The sequence below is a fragment of the Devosia sp. Micro-HW1 genome (assembly GCF_056341075.1).
In genome coordinates this window covers 3,624,427-3,643,140 of sequence record NZ_CP094375.1, presented here as the reverse complement: position 1 = coordinate 3,643,140, position 18,714 = coordinate 3,624,427, and the positions used below count along the sequence as shown (strand labels likewise).

The window sequence follows — 18,714 nt, the reverse complement described above, 5'->3', positions numbered from 1 at the left end:
CCCCTCCGGCCCCCGCGCGCTTGCTGCGCCTATATGACCCCATTTTTCCTGTTCCAACGTGGCTGCCATCGGGAGTGCTCACAGTGAGAGTCGCGATCCACACGCTGGGGACACGCGGCGACGTCCAGCCCTATGTCGCGCTGGCACTGGGCCTGAAGGCCGCCGGTCATGACGTGCTCATTGCCGCGCCGTCGCAGTTCGAGGCATTCGTGGGGAGCCGGGATATCAGCTTCGCCCACCTGCCCGGAGAATTCCTGCAGCTTATGGACACCCCTGAAGGCAAGGCCGCCATGTCCGGCAGCGGCGGCTTCGCCGCAGGGTTCAAGCTGATCAAGCACTTCAAACCCATCGGCCGTAAGCAATTGGCGCTCGAATGGGCGGCGGCGAAGGCCTTTCGTCCCGAGTTGATCATATATCACCCCAAGGCGATCGGAGCTCCTCATATCGCCGAGAAGCTGATGTGTCCGGCAGTGCTGGCGTCACCCCTGCCGGGCTTTACGCCGACCCGCGAATTTGCCAGTCCGCTGGTCCCGTTCAAGTCGCTGGGACCATTCAATGGGCTAACCCACACTATCATGGCCGGCAGCGGCGAAGCGATTTTCCGCGGCATGATCGCAGAATGGCGGGTGTCCGAACTGGGTCTCGCGTCGCGGCCTGCTCGAAGGTTGACGCCCGCGGCAACGCTCTATGCCTACAGTGCCCACGTCTTGCCAGTTCCCCAGCACTGGCGTGACAACGTAGCCGTGACCGGCTACTGGTATCTGGACGACCACGAAAACTGGGCGCCCGACAAAGCACTCGCGGATTTTCTGGCCGACGGTGAGGCGCCGGTCTATGTCGGTTTTGGCAGCATGCCGGGCCTTGATCCGGTGACAATGACAAACACCGTTTCCGAAGCCCTGGGTCGTGCCGGCAAACGCGGTATCCTGGCGATTGGCGGCGGGGCCCTGGGCTCCCATAACTCCGGAACCGCACACCTGCATTTCATCGCGGGCGCACCTCACGACAAGCTTTTCCCACTCATGGCCGCCTGCGTTCACCATGGCGGAGCAGGCAGCACGGCCGCGTCACTTCGGGCAGGCAAACCCACTGTCATTTGCCCGTTCTTCGGCGACCAACCCTTCTGGGGGCGGCGGATTGAAGAGCTCGGCGCGGGACCAGCGCCAATCGAAATGAAGAAGCTGACCGTCGAAAACTTGGCCGGGGCCATAGTCCGGGCGACTGAAGATGCTGGGATGGCCGCACGCGCCAGGGCGCTGGGGATCGAAATCGCTTCCGAGGACGGCGTGGGACATGCCATCTCCTTCCTCGCACGGCGCGGACTGCTTCACTCCGCGCATGCCGGCGAGGCAACGCCATGACAAACCAGGCTGCAGCGTCGGCCAGAATGCTCTAGCCGGAAACGAGCGCAGTGCCGTCGTCCGGCGCCTGTCCCTCGACTGATCATGAGCGCGAGATTTGTTGCGCCAGACGTGAACCTTTTCGCTCGCAGCACGCACCTGTCAATGAAAGGAGCGGCGATGGATCGATCTGAGCAGTTCCGTGCGCTGGTGGCGCTTCATGTCGCCGGAGCTCGGCTGGGGCGGCAGAAGGACTTCGAGGCCTTGGTTCGGCTTACGGACCAGCGCCTCTATGCCCACGCCCGCCGGCTTGCTGACGACCGTGAAACGGCACGCGACGTGGTGCAGGAAGCCTGGTCGGCCATAGCGCAAGGCCTGACTGGACTGCGCGACGATCGCGCGTTTGTCCCTTGGGCAATGGCCATCGTCACCCGAGCCGCCGCCCGTGACCTGCATGGGCGCATTCGGGCGCGCGAAACGGCCACGGATTTTGCACGGCAACAGGCGGAGCCCGGCGCATCGCCTCCCGATCTGCGCGAGGCGATTGCGGAACTCCCCCACACAGATCGAACGGTGCTGGCGCTGTTCTATCTGGACGGACTCTCGGTGGATGAGGTGGCCACGGCCCTGTTGATCCCACCCGGCACCGTCAAGAGCCGGCTCACGCATGCCCGCAACCGACTACGAGCACTGATGACAGGAGAATATCATGGACGAACTTGACCGCCGCATAGCCGAAGCCCTGAAGGACGACGACCTCGGCCTTCCCGCCGACACGTCTGAACCCGGCTTCTATCCGCTTGCTTTCTCTTTGTTTCGCGGACCGCAAGGCTGGGTGACTTGGGTATTGACGGTCGTTCAGACGGCGATGTTTCTGGCGGCCGTCTGGGCAGGCTGGCAGTTCTACGCTGCGACCGATGTGCTCGTCGCCTTGAAATGGGGCTTGTCCGCCGCCACACTGGCCGTGCTGGCGACCCAGATCAAGCTGTCGCTGATGCCACAGATGCAGGCCAACCGGGTGATACACGCGCTGCGTCGTCTGGAACTGCGGCTTTCCGCCCCAAGGAGTTGAGTGCGCAGGCGGCTGGCGCCGGAGGCCCTTTACCATGGGATCCGCAAAGTCCTTGAGTGAACAACTTCAATGACTTGCGAGATTTTTGGCTGGGGTGCCAGGATTCGAACCTGGGAATGGCGGTACCAAAAACCGCTGCCTTACCACTTGGCGACACCCCAACTGGAGCCGGTTCCTACACGGTTCGGCAGGGTTCCGCAACTTGAACTCAAAGGGCAATAAAAGGTTGTGAGTACCGCTTGAACAGCGCGGGGACCGCAGCTATAAAGCCGCCACATCGCGACGGGGCAGACATTGTTTTTGCCCCGGTTTTCCCGAAAAGTCGCGAGCCTGACGGAGTATAGCGCAGCCTGGTAGCGCACCTGCTTCGGGAGCAGGGGGTCGAGTGTTCGAATCACTCTACTCCGACCAATCAACCCCGGTCTCTCGCGAGGCCGGGGTTTTTGCTTGCGCTGCAGGTCTTTGCCCCCTTGAGGCCGGGCACGGGAAGGTGGCGCCTGCGCTACGGCTGAAAGCAAAGGGGCCGGTGTTTCCACCGGCCCCTCCACGAATGAGACGTTCTCGAGATCAGCGCCTGGCGCCGAACAGGCCCCAGAGACCGGTTACGGTCAGCGACGCGAAAGCCATCTTCAGGATGTCCCAGACCACGAAGGGCTGGACGGCCTTGGCAAAAGCCGAGGCCACGACATTGGTCTGGTCGACCCAGGCGGCCTGGCCGGCCATGGCGACGAGCCAGGCGAAACCGAATGCGTAGAGCACGGCAGTGGCCACCAGCATGGCGCCGAACAAGGTGAAGGGACGCTCCGAAGCGCCACGGTCGGCGGCGTAGCCGATGATCGCAGCCTGGGCCAGGAAGCCGATGAGGAAGCCGCCGGTCGGGCCGACGAGATAGGCCATGCCGCCGCCGGTGGCAAAGACCGGAAGGCCCATGGCGCCTTCAAGCAGGTAGGCAGCAACGGTGGCAACGCCGATGCGCATGCCGAAGGCAGCGGCCAGCGCGGCAATGGCAAAGCTCTGCAGGGTCACCGGAACCGGCCAGACCGGAACGTTGACCTTGGCGGCAGCGGTGATCAGCATGGTGCCGAGAAGCACGATTGCGGCGTTGGTTGCCAGCTTGGCGACACTGCCCTTGGGCTGGAACGCACCGAGCAGCGTGTTGGGCGTGGTCAAAGTCACAGCCATTTCATACCTTCCGTAATTGATAGGGACCAACCCCCTCCCGGGGCGGTCTGGTCCGGACCGAAGCTTATTACGTTCTCGTTACCATACGCGCAATGGCCAGCTCTTCTTCCACACTCCGCTACAGCACCGATTTCGAACCGCAAACCGGCACCGCCGTGTCTGTGGCCGACGGCGTTGTCCGCGTCACCGCCCCCAATGCCTCGCCCTATACCTATGCCGGAACAAACACTTTTCTTGTGGGGCATCAGCAGCTTGCCATCGTTGATCCGGGCCCGGTCGATGCCGCGCACGAAGCCGCGCTGCTCGCTGCCATCGCTGGTCGTCCGGTTTCTGCAATTCTTCTCACGCATACCCATCGCGATCACAGCGCATCGGCCGGCAGGCTGGCGAAAGAACTGGGCGTCCCGCTCTGGTTCGGCGGACCACATCGGCTGTCGCGCCCCTTGCGACGATTCGAGATCAACCCGATCCGAAAGTCATGCGACTGGGATCTGGTGCCCGACCGAACCCTGGTGGACGGCGAGGTGATCGCGGCGGGAGACATGCGTCTCTCGGTACACACGACACCCGGCCATTGCGCCAATCACATCGCTTTCGGTGTCGTGGGCACCGGTAACCTGCTTTCGGGCGACCATGTGATGGGCTGGAATTCCACCCTCGTTTCCGTGCCCGATGGCTCGATGGCCGACTATTTTGCTTCGCTCGACAAGGTGATCGCCCTGCCCTATGCCCGCTACCTTCCGGCGCATGGCGATCAGATTGCCGACGGCCGCGCCCATGCAAGCGCATTGCGGGACCATCGGCAACTGCGCAATGCGCAGCTGCTGGACGCGGTCAGAAATGGCGCGAAATCGGTGGGAGACGTCGTCAAAGTCATCTACCCGGCCCAGCCGCTCAAGGTGCGCATGGCCGCCCGCATGACCATGATGGCGCATGTGGAATATCTGGAGGAATTGGGACAGCTGAAAGTGAAGCGGGGAATTTTCGGAACGCGGCTGAGCTTGCCGAACACCTAGTCTCAACCACCGAGCCGTCCTCGGGCTCGACCCCAGGACCACTATCCATCACCACGGTTGCTTGGTTGCTTGAGGCGATTGGCCCTCGGGTCAGGCCCGAGGGCGGCGCGGTTTGCTGGAATAGCAAGCCCTCTCCTCATCTCCTCCAAAAGGAGCGGTGAGGAGGCCTAGTTCCTCTGAAACCCAACCGCCCCTTCGCGACCCGTCTGGCCGCGATGGCGCAGCATGTGGTCGGCCAGGACCAGCGCCATCATGGCCTCGCCCACCGGCACGGCGCGGATGCCCACGCAGGGGTCGTGGCGGCCCTTGGTGATGATGTCGGTGTCCTCATTGGCAGTGGTCACCGTCTGGCGTGGCGTCAGGATGGACGACGTCGGCTTGACGGCAAAGCGGCAGACGATCGGATCGCCATTGGAAATGCCGCCCAGGATGCCACCGGCGTGGTTGGAAAGGAAATACGGCCTCCCCTCGCCTGCCCGCATCTGGTCGGCATTTTCGACTCCGGTCAGGGCCGCGGCGTCAAAACCATCGCCGATTTCCACGGCCTTGACGGCGTTGATGCTCATCATCGCCGAAGCGAGGTCGGCGCTCAGCTTGCCATAGACCGGGGCGCCCCAGCCGGCCGGAACGCCTTCGGCAACCACTTCGATGACGGCGCCGGCCGAATTGCCATCCTTGCGCAGGCCGTCGAGATAGTCGGCCCAGAGCGCGGCTGCCTTGGCATCAGCGCAGAAGAACGGGTTCTGATCGACCTGATCCCAATCGAAATTGGCGTAATCGATCTTGTGTGGCCCCACCTGCACCAGGCTTGCCCGGATGGTCACGCCCGAAAGCACCTGCCGCGCCACGGCGCCGGCTGCCACGCGCGCCGCGGTTTCTCGCGCCGAGGTGCGGCCGCCACCGCGATAATCGCGGATGCCGTATTTCTGGTCATAGGTGAAATCGGCATGGCCCGGCCGATACTTGTCGCGGATATCGCCATAGTCCTTGGAGCGCTGGTCGGTATTCTCGATCAGCAGCGAAATCGGCGTCCCCGTCGTGCGTGGCCCGTCAGTGCGCTCGTCCTCGAAAACACCCGAGAGGATCTTCACCTCGTCGGCTTCACGCCGCTGCGTGGTGAACTTGGATTGCCCCGGCTTGCGGCGATCAAGATCGCGCTGGATCATTTCCGGCGTCAGCGTGAGGCCCGGAGGACACCCATCGACCACAACGCCCAGCGCCGGCCCGTGGCTTTCGCCCCAGGTGGTGAAACGGAAAAGATGCCCGAACGTATTGAATGACATGGCGCGGTCCCTGATATGCCGGCTTTCTAGAGCGTTTGGCGCGAGGCTGGCAACGGTTTTGCGCCGGGGTCAGTCGACGGGTTCGCCCCAGATGTTTTCTGCCGAATGCAGCACCATGCGTCCGCCGGTGAAATGCGCGATTACCCCCTGCGGCGGATGCCAGTTCATCACCTGCTTGCGCGGCGTGCCTTCGACCAGATGCCAGAGTACGCGCAGCACGCCGCCATGGGCGACGACCACGGCGTGGTGGGTCAGCTCTCGGGCGAAGTCGAGCAGGCGCCCCGCCACGTCGTCATAGTTCTCGCCATCCTGCGGGCGGAAATTCCAGTAGCTCTCTTCGCGCTCGCCCGGTGCCAGGGCAGCATGTTCGCGGGCGATTTCGGCGTGCAGCCGGCCCTCGAACTGGCCGAAGGAAATCTCGATGAGGCGCGGATCGTGGATAACGGGAGGCAAGGTTACGTCGAAGGCGGCGCGCATGCGATCCATGGTCTCGCTGGCGCGGCTCAGCGGCGAGGCGAACCATTTCAGCGATGCCGGATCGACGCCATCGCGCTTCAGCATCTGGCGCAGCAGCACGCCATTGGAATTGGCCTGCAATTGACCGGTCCGATTGAGGGGAATGTCCTTGCTACCCTGGTAACGCTGCTCCCGGTTCCAATCGGTTTCACCGTGTCGCGCGAAATAGAAGTCGGGCCAGTCGGGGGTAGTCATGAGACCTTCCGCGCTGCAAGGCGCGGCCTTTGCTAGAGCGTTTCCAGGCGAAGTGGTTGCGGCTGGAGTCAGTGCCCCGCTTGTGGCACATGGAAGGGCCGCCAAGCAAGCGCAACGCCTTCATTGCCCATCTGTTTTGGATTCAGCCATGTCCCTTGCCGCCAGCCAAATCGCCGCCGCCCTGACGGGCTTTGTTGGCAGTGACAATGTGGTGAGCGACCCGTCGAAAATGGGTGCCTGGCTCAACGAGCCGCGCAAGCGCTTCCATCGGACTGCTGCGGCCGTGGTCACCCCGCCTGACGTATCGGCGATACAGGCGGTGCTGCGCTGGGCCAATGCGAATGGCGTCGGCGTTATTCCGCAGGGTGGCAATACCGGCCTTGTGGGCGCCCAGGTACCGCTGTTTGGCAATGAGGTGATCCTGAGCCTTCAGAAACTCGACCGCATCCGGTCCATCGATGCTGCCGCCGGGGTGATGACGGCCGAGGCCGGTGTCATCCTCGAAAACGCTCACAGGGCGGCCGAGGCCGAGGGCGCCATGTTCCCGCTCTGGCTGGCGTCACAAGGTTCGGCGCGTATTGGCGGCGTGCTCTCGTCGAATGCCGGCGGCGTCAATGTGCTGGCCTATGGCAATGCCCGCGAGCTGACCATGGGCGTCGAGGCGGTGCTGGCGGATGGCAGGCTCTACAATGGTCTCAATGCGCTCAAGAAGGACAATACCGGTTATGACCTCAAGGATCTGCTGGTCGGCGCCGAAGGCACGCTCGGTATCATCACCGCCGCAACAGTAAAGCTCTATCCCCTGCCGGAGGACTATGAGACCGCGCTGGTCAATGTCGCCTCGCCCGATATGGCGCTCGATCTGTTCCAGTTGATGCGCCAGCGCGTCGGCAGCCGCCTCAATGCCTTCGAGCTGATCCCTTGGATTGGCCTCGACATACAGCTCCGTCACGGCATGCTCGACAAGGACCCCACAGCCAGCGCCTCGCCCTGGTATGCGCTGATCGAGCTGACCCGCATGGCGGGCACGCCACCGGGTTCGCTGCAATCGGCACTCGAGGCGGCCTTCGAAGAGGCGCTGATCTCGGATGCGGTGGTCGCCGAGAGCCTGGCGGACCGGCAGCGCATGTGGGCTTTCCGCGAGCAGATGAGCGAGTGCCAGAGCCGCGAGGGCGCTTCGATCAAGCACGATGTCTCGGTGCCCATCGCCGCCGTTCCGGCGCTGATCGCAGAAGGGGTCGCCGCCGCCGAGAAGCTGTCACCCGGCATCCGGCCCGTGCCCTTCGGACACATGGGCGACGGCAATATCCACTTCAATTTCTCCATGCCCGTTGGCGCCGACCCCAAGGCTTTCATGGCCGAGTTCGACGAAGCCATGCATGAGGCCATCTATGAGGTGGTCCTCAAGCTGCATGGCTCGGTTTCGGCAGAGCACGGCATCGGGCAATTGAAGACGGAGCTGCTCAGGCAGGTGAAGGACCCGGTGGCGCTGGACATGATGCGGGCCATCAAGACCGCGCTCGATCCGAATGGGATCCTCAATCCGGGGAAGATGCTCGGTTAGGCCGCTCGCCCTCCACAAACCCGGGCCCTTCCTCGGGCTTGACCCGAGGACCAGTCTCCTCCTCGCCCACTGCGACATCAGTTCCTGCCGTGAGCGGCCCTCGGGTCGAGCCCGAGGGCGGAACGGTGGCTGTAAAAGCGTGGCGCTCCCGCCCATGTGACCCAGTCACCTCAATGTGCGTTCTTGCGCCGAGCCCCTGCCCGGCCCATGTCTCACCCCATGCTGCTTAAAGACATTCAATTTCTCGATGACGCCACGCGTCCCCCAATTCCGGAATTGCCGGGCCTTACCGAGGCGCAGAAGCATCCGGGTGAACACCTCAGGCAAATCCACGACCATCTGCGCGACAACATGACTGTGCTCGGGCGGCTAATCGAACGCGCCTCGCGAGGCGAAGCCAGCGCAGAAGAGATCAAGGCCGAGACGTCTGACCTCGTCATGGTCTCCAACTATCGCCGCTTCGGCACGCTCTGCGGACAATATTGCCAGTTCGTCCACGACCACCATTCCATCGAAGACCGCGCACTCTTCCCATCGATCGCAACGCAGGGCCCGGCCTTCAAGGCCATCGCCGATCGCCTGCAGGCCGAGCATGTGGTGGTCCACACCCTGCTCGAGCGGCTGATCGATGCCTTGATCAAGCTGGCCGACGAGCCCGGCCAGGGCCATTTCGACGATGCGGTGACGGTCTATCGGGCCCTCGAAAAGGTGCTGATCAGCCACCTCAACTATGAGGAAGACGCCATCGGCGACGCGCTGGGTTACTTCGAGATCATGTAGGGACTGCCTCTCCGGCGATCATACGTTTCAGGGAACCTGCCTCCGCGTGGACCGTTCCGTGCTGGGAATGAACCACAACAGGAGTTCCAGATGATCAAGTTCCAGCTTGCTGCTTCGGTAGCGGCTCTTGCCCTCAGCGTTGCCGCCCCGGCCTTCGCCCAGGGTACCTATTCGCTCAGCGGCACCGCCGTGCCGGAGGATCAGGTGGCCAATATCCAGGCCCACTGCGACACGCTGTTCGCGGCGGAAGGCACTGCTGAGACAGCCACCGACTCGACTGACGACACGGCTGATGACGCTGCCCCGACCTTCTCGGATGACGACAGCTCGGAGAGCGAGACGCCGATTGACTTCGCAACGCTCGATATCACCACGATCACCATCGAAGACTGCCGCGCTGGCGGTTTCATAGCAGATGCTCCGACCGACGGCGCAGCTCCGGCTGCATCGCCTTCGCCCGGTGCCAATGATGCCGGCTCCACGACCAGCGTCACCACGACAAACTGACATGCATGCATCCGCCCCTCGGGGAGGATGCCGCCTCTTCTCAGAAGAGGTCCAACTGCCCGCCGCCGCCAGCGACCTTCTTTGGCTTGGCCTTCACGGGCTCGGGTCCGGGCTCACCCAAATTCACCGGTTCGATCAAACCAGGATCATCGTCGCGTGCTGAATTGACCCGCGTCGAGACCGGGTGGAATTTCAGCACCCCGTCCGCCAGCGGCAGCGCCATCTGCGCCGCCTCCGGTCCGCTGATTTCCCGCACATTGAGCCAGTCGTCCTGCTGCGCCTCCGTCAGCATGATCGCCGGCATGCGGTCGTGGATTTCCGAGAGCTGCGGATTGGCGGCAACGGTGATTGTCGCCACCGAATCCACTTCCTCGCCATTGGGGCCCATCCAGGTGGAATAGAGCCCGGCCAGCGCCAGGGGCCGCCCGTCGGCGCGGGTAATGTAGTAGGGCTGCTTCTTCTTGTCGGGCCCGGTATGCCATTCGTAGTAACCGCTGGCCGGCACGATGCAGCGCCCGTGCCTCACCCGATCACGGAAGGCCGGCTTTTCGGCCATGCTTTCGGCCCTGGCATTGACCAGCAGTGGAAACTCACGCGGGTCCTTGACCCAGCCAGGCACGAAGCCCCAGCGGGCAAAATGCGCTTCCCGTCGCCCCTCGGCCTCCCAGATGGCCACAATCGGCTGGGTTGGCGCGATATTGAAGCGCGGCACCATTTCGACGCTGTTCAAGAGCTTGAACAACTCTTCCATCATTTCGGGCGGCAACGTTGACGCGTAGCGACCACACATGGGCGTGTCTCCTTTACCCTTGCAGAGGTAGTCTCTCGGCAACCGAATCGCAAACCACGTTCCCCGAGATGACCGAGCTCCCCAATGCCGCCAGCGTCGGCATCGTCAAACATGGCAAGATCCTGCTGATCAAGCGCGCCTTTGCCCCCTACCAGAACCTCTGGACCTTTCCTGGCGGCCGCATGGAGCCCAACGAGACCATCGAGCAATGCGCCATGCGGGAGGTGCAGGAGGAGCTTGGCCTTGTCATCCGCAATCCGCGCCACGCACTGACCCAGTCCCTGGGCCGTGACGGCACCTATCGGCTCGCGGTCTTCACCACCACCGATTATGTGGGCCAGATCAGGCCCTCGAACGAAATCAGCGACCATAAATGGGTCGATCCGGGCATGCTCATTGCGTTGCGGACCACATCACGGCTCGATGATGTCATCAGAGAGTGCTTCAAGACCCTGGGACAAAGCTGGTAGGACTCGGATATGGTCGAATTGCACCCATCACAAGTCCAGCGCTTAGCCACCCCACCCTCGGTCCCTCCCCATCAAGGGGAGGGAGGCGAAAGTCTGCGGCGCCGGGGTTCATCGTCTCCCTCCCCCTTGTGGGGAGGGACCAAGGGTGGGGGTTTGGTGGTCTTGCTCCTCACCCTCCTCCTCTCCGCCCCCGCTTTTGCCGTTGATCCGCCCTACCAGCGGCAGATGGAGCGCCTGTCGGAAATCATGGGCAGCCTCTATTTCCTGCAGCCGCTCTGCAATGCCGGCGACGAGGACTGGCGGGCCCAGGCAGAAGAGCTGATTGCACTCGATGAACCCGACGAGGACCGCCGGCAGCGGCTGGCGGGGGCGTTCAACACCGGCTATAGGGCCTTTTCGCGGTTTCACCGCCAGTGCACCCCGGCCTCCGAGGAAGCGCTGAAGCGGCTTCTGACCGAGGCGCAGCGCCTTGCGCGGGACATACATACGCGTTTTGCCGAATAGCCAGGCAGAGAGATCTGTGCAATTGCCTACCCGCCGTTAACCTTCGGCTTACTTCCTCCGCGCGAGGCAGACTGGGCCATGTTATGCCCGCATTCATGAGCACCCCAAAGACCATCTTTTCGCCCGCCTCGGGCAATGGCCCGTTCGACCGCAGCCAGTCGGAGCGCCAGCTTGCTCTGGAATATCTGGCCGAGGCCTGGAACAGCGCCGAGGAGGATGGACTGGATTCGGCGTCGCTGGCCCATGCCTCGCTGTTCGCGGCGCTCGCCACCTTCGTGAAGATGCATGGCGACGAAGCCACTGCCGATCTCATCGAGCAGCTGCCCGAGCGGATCCGAAACGGCGAGTATAATCTCGACCGCATCCTGCAATAGAATCCGGCTTGCCAGACCAGGCGTGAGCTCCGATCCTTCAATCAGGAGGATCGACCATGCGCCTTGCCGCCCTTGTACTTCTCACCGGTCTCGTGACGCCTGCCACGGCGCAGGATGAGTTCGATCCTTTCGCCAATATCGTTGTCAGCGATGACCTCGCCGCCCTGCCTGAACCCGTGCGGGCCATGCGCGAGCAGCTGATCGCTGCCACGCGCAGCGGCAATATCGAAAACCTCCGTCCCATCATGGACGCCCAGGACTTCCCGCCCACGGTGAGCTATGGCGGACCCGACGATCCCGTGGCCTATCTGCGCGAGCAGAGCACGGATCCCGAGGGCCAGCCGACGCTGGCGCTGCTGCGGAACCTGCTCGAAATGCCCTATGCCATCCTCCCCTCCGAGGATGACAAGGCCAGCTATGTCTGGCCCTACCTCGCCGTGATCGACCTTGAAGACCTGACGCCCGAGCAGACCGTCGACGCCTATCGTCTCGTTACGCCGGAGGAATTCGACGACATGGGCGTCTTTGGAGGCTGGTTCTGGTGGCGGGTCTATATTGCCGAAGACGGCGAATGGACGGCTTTCGTCGCCGGGGACTGACCACGCCTGCGCAGGCCCGCATCGCGCGGCCGCTCCCTAACAGCCTGTCATCACGAATAATCCTCTTTCGTTTTGTTGCGGAAAATACGTTTAGCTGCGTTTTTTCGCGAAATGCCTCCATTTGCAGGTGACAGCCGACAAAAATAGGCGCTATCTTCCATACAAGACGCAGCGTCCGCACCCATTGAGAGAGGCGGATCACAGGCGTCGTGGACAGCGCCCTGAGGAGGAAATGATGGGTCGGTCAATCAATCGTAGAACATTGCTGCAACTGGGCGGCGCCGCTGCCGCCATGACGGCGATCCCCGTATGGGCGCAGGAACAGCGGCAGATCAGCATGATGTGGTGGGGCGGGCAGGATCGCCAGAACCGCACGCTGAACGCCATCGACGAATTCATGGCGACCGAGCCCGGCCTGCAGGTCGAGGCCGAGACGCTGGGTTCCACCGCGGACTACTTCGTCAGCCTCAACACCAAGATCGCCGGTGGCGGCGCCCCCGATATCATGCAGCTCGGCTATAGCCAGATCGCCGAATATGCCCAGCGCGGCGTGATCGAGCCGCTCGATGACTATATCGGCAAGGAGCTCGACATCAGCGACTGGCCGGCCTCGTCGGTCGATGCGCTCAAGGTCGATGGGAAGCTCTACGGCATCAACCTGGGCAACAACACCACGACCATGTACTACGACAAGGATTCCTACGGCGCCGCTGGCTATGCCGACATCGCCATCGACTCGACCTGGGATCAGTGGTTCGAAATGGCCGAAGCCGTGACCAAGGCCGGCGACAGCAACTTCTATGGCATGAGCGATGGCAGCGGCAATGCGCTGGTCTTCGAGAACTACGTGCGCCAGAAGGGTTTCCAGCTCTATGACGGCCAGGCCGTTGGCGTGACGGCCGATGTGGTCACCGAATGGTTCGACATGTGGGCGGCCGCCCGCGAACGCGGTGCCATCCCGCCCGCTGACGTCGCCGCGCTGGACGTTGAGTCCATCGCCGAAAACCTGCTCATCCAGGGCCGCACCGGCACCAATTTCGGCCATTCCAACCAGGTCGTGGCGCTCCAGGGCGCGACCACCAAGCCGCTCGGCATGGCCATGTATCCGCAGGGCGCAGGCGACGTCATGGGCCAGTTCATCCGGCCCTCCCAGCACCTGTCGATTTCGGCCACCTCCGAACACAAGGCCGATGCCGTCAAGCTCGCCAACTTCCTCGTCATGAACCCGACCGGGGTGAAAATCCTCGGTGTCGAGCGTGGCGTGCCCTCGTCGCCCTCGATGCAGGCCATCCTGGCGCCCGAGCTGGAGGACATCACCCGCCGCTCGCTCGACTTCGTGGCGGCCGTCACCCCGGTCGCGACCCCCATTCCGCCCCCGCCACCGCGCGGTGCGTCGGAAGTGGAGACCAAGTTCCGCGAACTGGCACAGCAGGTGTCCTTCGGCCAGATCGACACCACAGAGGCCGGCCGCCTCTATGTCGAGGATTCCAACGCCATCCTCGCCCGCGCCTGACAGCCCTTGCGTGACAGAAGCCGGCACCATCGGTGCCGGCTTCATCATTTCGACCCCAAAGTGCCCGCTACGGCAGCAGGATATCATGCCCGATATTGCCCTACCCATTATCGCCGCCACAGTCTGGGCACCCTACGAGCTGACCATGACCGGCCCCGCCGGTGGCAATCCCTATCTCGACATCACGCTCTCCGCGACCTTCACTCAGGGCGAGCGCTCCATTGAGGTGCCGGGCTTTTACGATGGAGACGGCACCTATCGCATCCGCTTCCTGCCCGATCGCGAGGGACCCTGGCAGTGTCGCACGTCAAGCAATGCGCCTTCCCTCGACAGTCTCGCCGCCGCGTTCCAGGTCGGCCCTGCCCAGCCCGGCGATCATGGTCCCGTCCGCGTCGCCGACCAGTTTCATTTCCGCCATGCCGATGGCACGCGCTACCTCAATATCGGCACCACCGCCTATGCCTGGAATGTGCAGGGTGATGCGCGCGAGGAAGAGACCCTCGCCACGCTCAAGGCCGCACCCTTCACCAAGATCCGCATGTGCGTCTTCCCCAAGCACTATCGCTACAACCAGAACGAACCGGATCGCTATCCCTTCGCCTTGATCAACCAGGGCTCCAGCACCTGGCCCAACAAGATCGAGGATGCCGGCTGGCAGTTCGACCTCGACACGCCCAACCCCGCCTATTTCCAACACCTGGAAATGCGCATCCGGCAATTGGCCGAAATCGGCGTCGAAGCCGACCTGATCCTGCTCCACCCCTACGATCGCTGGGGCTTTTCGCGCATGAGCGCCGAGCAGGATGATCGCTACCTGCGCTATATCGTGGCGCGCCTCGCGGCCTTTCCCAATGTCTGGTGGTCGATGGCGAACGAATATGACTTCATGGAAAACAAGTCGCTTGCCGACTGGGACCGCATGATCGGCCTCGTCGCCGACACCGATCCGTTCGGGCACCTGCTCTCCATTCACAACGCCTTTCCGCTCTATGACTGGACCGATCCGCGCATCACCCATGTCAGCATCCAGCGCCCGGAAACCGAGCATTCGCTGCTCTGGCGCGAGCGCTTCGGCAAGCCGGTCTCGGTCGACGAATGCTGCTACGAGGGCGACATTGCCGAGCAATGGGGCAATATCAGCGGCCGCGACATGGTCCATAAATTCTGGCTGGGCGTGGTCAATGGCGGCCACGTCACCCATGGCGAAACCTATTACAATGACGCCGAAGTGCTCTGGTGGGCAAAGGGCGGCAGGCTGACCGGCGAGAGTGTTTCGCGCATCGCCTTCCTGCGCGATGTGCTGGAAGCGGCGCCGGATGCTGCTCTCGACCCGATGCTGGACAATCGCAATCATCGCATCATGAAACTGGGCGCCGACAATGTGACAGGCCCGGAAATGTCAAAGCCCGCCAAGGGCGAGGAGGACTGGCCAAGGGTCCGCTTCCCCTATCCCATTGCCAGCGTCCCGGGTGAGTATTACCTCGCCTATCTCGGCCATCGACAGCCCCGCGAGGTGGTCGTGCCGACGCCGCCCGACCAGCATTACAGCGCGGCCGTGCTCGACACCTGGGAAATGACGGAAACGCCAGTGGCAGAGCGAGTCACCCGCGGCGACCTGCTGTTCATCGACCCCAAGCCCAATCTGGCGCTGGTTCTCCGCCGGTCGCAGGCAAGTAACAAATCACCCGCAGACCGAAACTGAAATCGCCGTCGCGAATTGTCAGACCATGGCGACTTTTGCGGCGCCGTGACAGCGGGAGATCGCCCCACCCTAAGTGGAGTAGGTGCGCAATGACCGGCAATTCGCTTTCCAGCTGGGCCGACGGCCCGACCAAGACAGCCATCCACGACTTCGTGGCCCGCGTGACCGGCAAGGGCAACCCCGACTTCGTGCCCCCTTCGGAACGCATAGCAACCTTCGACAATGACGGCACGCTCTGGTGTGAGCAGCCCTTTCAAGTGCAGATTTACTTCCTGCTCGACCGGCTGGACGAGCTCGCCGAAGACAACCCCGACTTCCGCAAGGATGAGGTCTATCGGGCCTTTCTGGATCACGGCATCGCCGCCGTCGAGGAATTCGGCAAAGAGGGACTGATGAAAATCTTCGCCGCCACCCATGCCGGGATGGACGAGGAAGAGTTTGAGGCCATTGCCCGGGAATGGTTTGCCGTCGCCGACCACCCGACTCTGGACCGGCCCTTCACCGCCCTGACCTATGAGCCGCAACGAGAATTGCTGGACTATCTGCGTGCCAACGGCTTCAGGATCTTCATCGTCTCGGGCGGCGGCGTCGATTTTATGCGCGCCTTTGCCGAGGACGTCTATGGCGTGCCCCGTGACCACGTGATCGGATCAAGCGAGAAAGCCCATTTCGAGATGCGGGACGGTCGGGCGCAGATCATCAAGATGCCTGGGCTCAACAGCTTTGATGACCGCGAGGAAAAGGTCATCAATATCAATCTCCATATCGGTCGCCGGCCGATCTTCGCCTTCGGCAATTCCGACGGAGACCTCGCCATGTTGCGCTACTGCCAGACCGGGTCGGGGCCGCGGCTTTCCCTGCTGCTGCATCACGACGATGCTGACCGCGAATACGCCTATGACAGCGACTTCGCCCTGAGCCCGCTCTCCGAGGCGCTTGAAAAGGCGGACGACTACGGCCTCACGCTGGTGAGCATGAAAAGGGATTGGAACAGGGTATTCCACTGAACGGCGCCCTTGATGGCCGCCACTACCCTGCCATGGATTCCAGGAACCGCATCGGCTGGCCCTTGCTGGGCGTCACCAGTTCGCCCTGCCACATGACTGTATTGCCGCGCACGATGGTGCCCACCGGCCAGCCGGTGACGGCAACACCGTCATACGGCGTCCAGCCGGCGCGGGACCTGATCCACTCATTGGTGATGGTCTCGCGCCGCTTCATGTCGACAATGGTGAGGTCGGCGTCATAGCCGACAGCAATCCGGCCCTTGTTGGCAATGCCGAACAGGCGGTTGGGGCCGTGGCTGGTCATGTCGACAAAGCGCTGCAGGCTGAGCTTTCCATTGTTCACATGGTCAAGCATGGTGGGCACCAGCGTCTGCACGCCGGTCATGCCCGAATGGCTTGCGGGATAAGCGTGGTCCTTTTCCTCGCGCGTATGTGGCGCGTGGTCGGAGCCCAGAATATCGGCGACGCCATTGGCGACACCCTTCCAGATGCCCTCACGATGCGCCTTGTCGCGCACTGGCGGGTTCATCTGCGCGTAGGTGCCAAGGCGCGTATAGGCCGTCTCGTCCAGCGTCAGGTGGTGCGGGGTCACTTCCACCGAGGCCACGTCCTTGTGGTCGGCGAGATAGACAATTTCTTCCTTGGTCGAGATGTGCAGGACATGGATGCGCTTGCCGGTCTTGCGGGCCAGGTTGACCAGACGCGTCGTGCAGCTCATCGCGACTTCCGGCGAACGCCAGACCGGGTGGCTGCTCGGGTCACCGGGCACGCGCAGGTGCTTGCGCTCCTCGAGCATGTATTCGTCTTCCGAATGGAAGGCGGCGCGGCGCGAAATGGCCCGCAGGATGGCTTCAACCCCGGCATCGTCCTGCACCAGCAGCGAGCCGGTGGACGAGCCCATGAACACTTTCACCCCCGCGCAACCGGGCAGCTTTTCCAGCATGGCCAGCTCGCCGACATTCTCGTGGGTGCCGCCGATATAGAAAGCAAAATCGCAGTGCATGCGGTTGGTGCCGGCGGCGATCTTGGCCTCGAACGTCTCTCGCGTCGTGGTCAGCGGATTGGTGTTCGGCATCTCGAAAACGCCCGTCACCCCGCCCATGACCGCGCCGAGTGAGCCCGATTCCAGATCTTCCTTATGGGTCAGCCCAGGCTCACGGAAATGCACCTGGGTATCGATGACGCCGGGCAGGATATGGAGGCCCTTGCAGTCGACGACTTCGGCGGCGCTGCCCTCGATCGCGCCGAGCGCAGCAATCCGGCCGTCCTTGACCGCGATGTCGGCAAACCCTTCGCCATCCTGATTGACCACGGTCGCGTTCTTGAAAATCGTGTCGTACTGCGCCATGTCTTCGGTCCCGCCGTATGATTTGTAAGCCTTGTCGCCAGACATAGATGACAGCGGCTTTGAGAGGCAAGCGACCATGACAATCCATTTGCGTGCCGACCGCGCTGTCTTCCGTTTTTCCGGTCCCGAGGCATATCGCCTGCTCAATGACGTCGTCACTGGCATCATGCCCTCGGGCGAGGATGGGCTCGCGCATTGGTGGGCCCTGCTCTCGCCGCAGGGCAAGATTCTCGCCGAGGGCTCGGCAAGCTGGTCCGGTGACGCCATCTGGCTCGACGTGCACCAGAGCGTTGCCGAAGATTTCGCCAAGCGCATGCGCATGTACAAGCTGCGCGCCAAGGTGGAGATCGATGACCTGCGGGCCAGCCGTCGCGTCGGCTTTTCGCCGGAGACCGTGGCCAACGGTCAGGCCGACCGCCGTGGCACCGTCTCGCTGGGTTGGCGCGTCGTGGCTCCCATGGAGGCGACGTCCGACTGGCTCGGCGACGACTCCGAATTCCACCGCGCCCGCATCGCGGCCGGCATCCTGGTCCAGGGCAACGACTTCCCCGCCAATGACACCTTCGCCCACGACATCGGCATGGACATCCTCGACGGCATCGACTTCGCCAAGGGCTGCTATGTCGGCCAGGAGGTCGTCTCCCGCATGAAGCATCGCGGCACCGCCCGCCGTCGCCCGGTCATTGTCTCGGGCATAGCGGGTGAAGGCGGCCAGGCGGTCGTCGCCGGCGGTCGGGAAGCCGGAACGGTCGGCCAGGTCGTCGATGGCAAGGCTGTCGCCATCCTTCGTCTCGACCGCATCACCGATCTTGAAGCGGTCACGGTCGGGGAGAAGAAAGTCACCCTCACCCTGCCCTCGTGGGCGACCTATCCGTTCGGCGAGACCACCACCGACGACACGGAATGACGTGTCATTCTCGAATCGGGGCGATCTGCTAGTGTTCGCGCTAAC

20 protein-coding genes and 2 tRNA genes are annotated in these 18,714 nt (G+C 63.1%); 16 read left to right on the top strand and 6 right to left on the bottom strand.

Annotation, left to right across the window (positions count from 1 at the left end):
* The first annotated feature begins 83 nt into the window (after window positions 1-83).
* The 3 genes from MQW79_RS17565 to MQW79_RS17555 all read left to right on the top strand — a co-directional run bounded on the left by MQW79_RS17565 (window position 84) and on the right by MQW79_RS17555 (window position 2,412).
* Window positions 84-1,361, top strand: a complete 1,278-nt coding sequence (locus MQW79_RS17565) for a glycosyltransferase (protein WP_476585776.1) — start codon at window positions 84-86, stop codon at window positions 1,359-1,361.
* Window positions 1,362-1,520: 159 nt separating this feature from the next.
* Window positions 1,521-2,063 carry an RNA polymerase sigma factor gene (locus MQW79_RS17560; RefSeq protein ID WP_476585774.1) on the top strand — a complete coding sequence of 181 codons (543 nt, stop codon included), beginning with the start codon at window positions 1,521-1,523 and terminating at the stop codon, window positions 2,061-2,063.
* Entirely contained in the window at window positions 2,050-2,412 is a 363-nt protein-coding gene (locus tag MQW79_RS17555; protein WP_476585773.1) for a DUF6768 family protein, read from the top strand. The genes MQW79_RS17560 and MQW79_RS17555 overlap by 14 nt, the downstream gene beginning before the upstream one ends.
* 86 nt (window positions 2,413-2,498) lie before the next feature.
* Here the strand turns inward: MQW79_RS17555 and MQW79_RS17550 are convergent.
* Window positions 2,499-2,573: transfer RNA gene (locus tag MQW79_RS17550), tRNA-Gln, on the bottom strand.
* Window positions 2,574-2,746: 173 nt separating this feature from the next.
* On the opposite strand from MQW79_RS17550, the gene MQW79_RS17545 reads away from it, so the two are divergent.
* Window positions 2,747-2,823 (top strand) — tRNA-Pro (locus MQW79_RS17545).
* Window positions 2,824-2,979: 156 nt separating this feature from the next.
* On the opposite strand, the gene MQW79_RS17540 is transcribed toward MQW79_RS17545, so the two are convergent.
* The gene (locus tag MQW79_RS17540; RefSeq protein WP_476585772.1) at window positions 2,980-3,594 is read right to left on the bottom strand and encodes a biotin transporter BioY; all 615 of its coding nucleotides are present in this window, start codon (window positions 3,592-3,594) and stop codon (window positions 2,980-2,982) included.
* A 92-nt stretch (window positions 3,595-3,686) separates the two neighbouring features.
* On the opposite strand from MQW79_RS17540, the gene MQW79_RS17535 reads away from it, so the two are divergent.
* Window positions 3,687-4,610, top strand: coding sequence for an MBL fold metallo-hydrolase (locus tag MQW79_RS17535; protein ID WP_476585771.1), 924 nt, complete (start codon window positions 3,687-3,689; stop codon window positions 4,608-4,610).
* A gap of 167 nt (window positions 4,611-4,777) precedes the next feature.
* Here the strand turns inward: MQW79_RS17535 and aroC are convergent, their stop codons facing one another.
* Window positions 4,778-5,893 (bottom strand): chorismate synthase, encoded by a 1,116-nt coding sequence (gene aroC / locus MQW79_RS17530; protein WP_476585770.1) that lies wholly within the window; start codon window positions 5,891-5,893, stop codon window positions 4,778-4,780.
* Window positions 5,894-5,962: 69 nt separating this feature from the next.
* Window positions 5,963-6,604: a histidine phosphatase family protein gene (locus MQW79_RS17525; RefSeq protein WP_476585768.1), complete on the bottom strand. Its 642-nt coding sequence runs from the start codon at window positions 6,602-6,604 to the stop codon at window positions 5,963-5,965.
* A 148-nt stretch (window positions 6,605-6,752) separates the two neighbouring features.
* On the opposite strand from MQW79_RS17525, the gene MQW79_RS17520 reads away from it, so the two are divergent.
* From MQW79_RS17520 to MQW79_RS17510, 3 genes are all read left to right on the top strand, one after another.
* Window positions 6,753-8,168, top strand: coding sequence for an FAD-binding oxidoreductase (locus tag MQW79_RS17520; RefSeq protein ID WP_476585767.1), 1,416 nt, complete (start codon window positions 6,753-6,755; stop codon window positions 8,166-8,168).
* Window positions 8,169-8,387: 219 nt separating this feature from the next.
* Complete coding sequence (locus MQW79_RS17515; RefSeq protein ID WP_476585765.1) at window positions 8,388-8,948, top strand: hemerythrin domain-containing protein; 561 nt, start codon at window positions 8,388-8,390, stop codon at window positions 8,946-8,948.
* A 90-nt stretch (window positions 8,949-9,038) separates the two neighbouring features.
* Window positions 9,039-9,455, top strand: a complete 417-nt coding sequence (locus MQW79_RS17510; RefSeq protein ID WP_476585764.1) for a hypothetical protein — start codon at window positions 9,039-9,041, stop codon at window positions 9,453-9,455.
* 40 nt (window positions 9,456-9,495) lie between these two features.
* Here MQW79_RS17510 and MQW79_RS17505 read toward each other — a convergent pair whose 3' ends face one another.
* Window positions 9,496-10,245 carry an SOS response-associated peptidase gene (locus MQW79_RS17505; protein WP_476585763.1) on the bottom strand — a complete coding sequence of 250 codons (750 nt, stop codon included), beginning with the start codon at window positions 10,243-10,245 and terminating at the stop codon, window positions 9,496-9,498.
* A 68-nt stretch (window positions 10,246-10,313) separates the two neighbouring features.
* Between MQW79_RS17505 and MQW79_RS17500 the strand changes: the two genes are divergently transcribed.
* The 7 genes from MQW79_RS17500 (at window position 10,314) to MQW79_RS17470 (ending at window position 16,414) form a co-directional block, all read left to right on the top strand.
* Window positions 10,314-10,715, top strand: a complete 402-nt coding sequence (locus MQW79_RS17500) for an NUDIX hydrolase (protein ID WP_476585762.1) — start codon at window positions 10,314-10,316, stop codon at window positions 10,713-10,715.
* 162 nt (window positions 10,716-10,877) lie between these two features.
* Complete coding sequence (locus tag MQW79_RS17495) at window positions 10,878-11,219, top strand: TIGR02301 family protein (protein WP_476585761.1); 342 nt, start codon at window positions 10,878-10,880, stop codon at window positions 11,217-11,219.
* A 95-nt stretch (window positions 11,220-11,314) separates the two neighbouring features.
* Complete coding sequence (locus tag MQW79_RS17490) at window positions 11,315-11,593, top strand: hypothetical protein (protein ID WP_476585760.1); 279 nt, start codon at window positions 11,315-11,317, stop codon at window positions 11,591-11,593.
* Window positions 11,594-11,649: 56 nt separating this feature from the next.
* A complete protein-coding gene (locus MQW79_RS17485) occupies window positions 11,650-12,192 on the top strand; it encodes a hypothetical protein (RefSeq protein WP_476585759.1) in 543 nt (180 codons plus the stop codon).
* A gap of 235 nt (window positions 12,193-12,427) precedes the next feature.
* Entirely contained in the window at window positions 12,428-13,705 is a 1,278-nt protein-coding gene (locus MQW79_RS17480; protein ID WP_476585758.1) for an ABC transporter substrate-binding protein, read from the top strand.
* Between the two features lie 85 nt (window positions 13,706-13,790).
* A complete protein-coding gene (locus tag MQW79_RS17475) occupies window positions 13,791-15,407 on the top strand; it encodes a DUF5060 domain-containing protein (RefSeq protein ID WP_476585757.1) in 1,617 nt (538 codons plus the stop codon).
* 89 nt (window positions 15,408-15,496) lie between these two features.
* Entirely contained in the window at window positions 15,497-16,414 is a 918-nt protein-coding gene (locus MQW79_RS17470) for an HAD family hydrolase (protein ID WP_476585756.1), read from the top strand.
* 22 nt (window positions 16,415-16,436) lie between these two features.
* Here the strand turns inward: MQW79_RS17470 and MQW79_RS17465 are convergent, their stop codons facing one another.
* Complete coding sequence (locus MQW79_RS17465) at window positions 16,437-17,762, bottom strand: dihydroorotase (protein ID WP_476585755.1); 1,326 nt, start codon at window positions 17,760-17,762, stop codon at window positions 16,437-16,439.
* A gap of 76 nt (window positions 17,763-17,838) precedes the next feature.
* Between MQW79_RS17465 and ygfZ the strand changes: the two genes are divergently transcribed.
* The gene (gene ygfZ / locus MQW79_RS17460) at window positions 17,839-18,669 is read left to right on the top strand and encodes a CAF17-like 4Fe-4S cluster assembly/insertion protein YgfZ (protein WP_476585754.1); all 831 of its coding nucleotides are present in this window, start codon (window positions 17,839-17,841) and stop codon (window positions 18,667-18,669) included.
* Window positions 18,670-18,714: the final 45 nt, after the last annotated feature.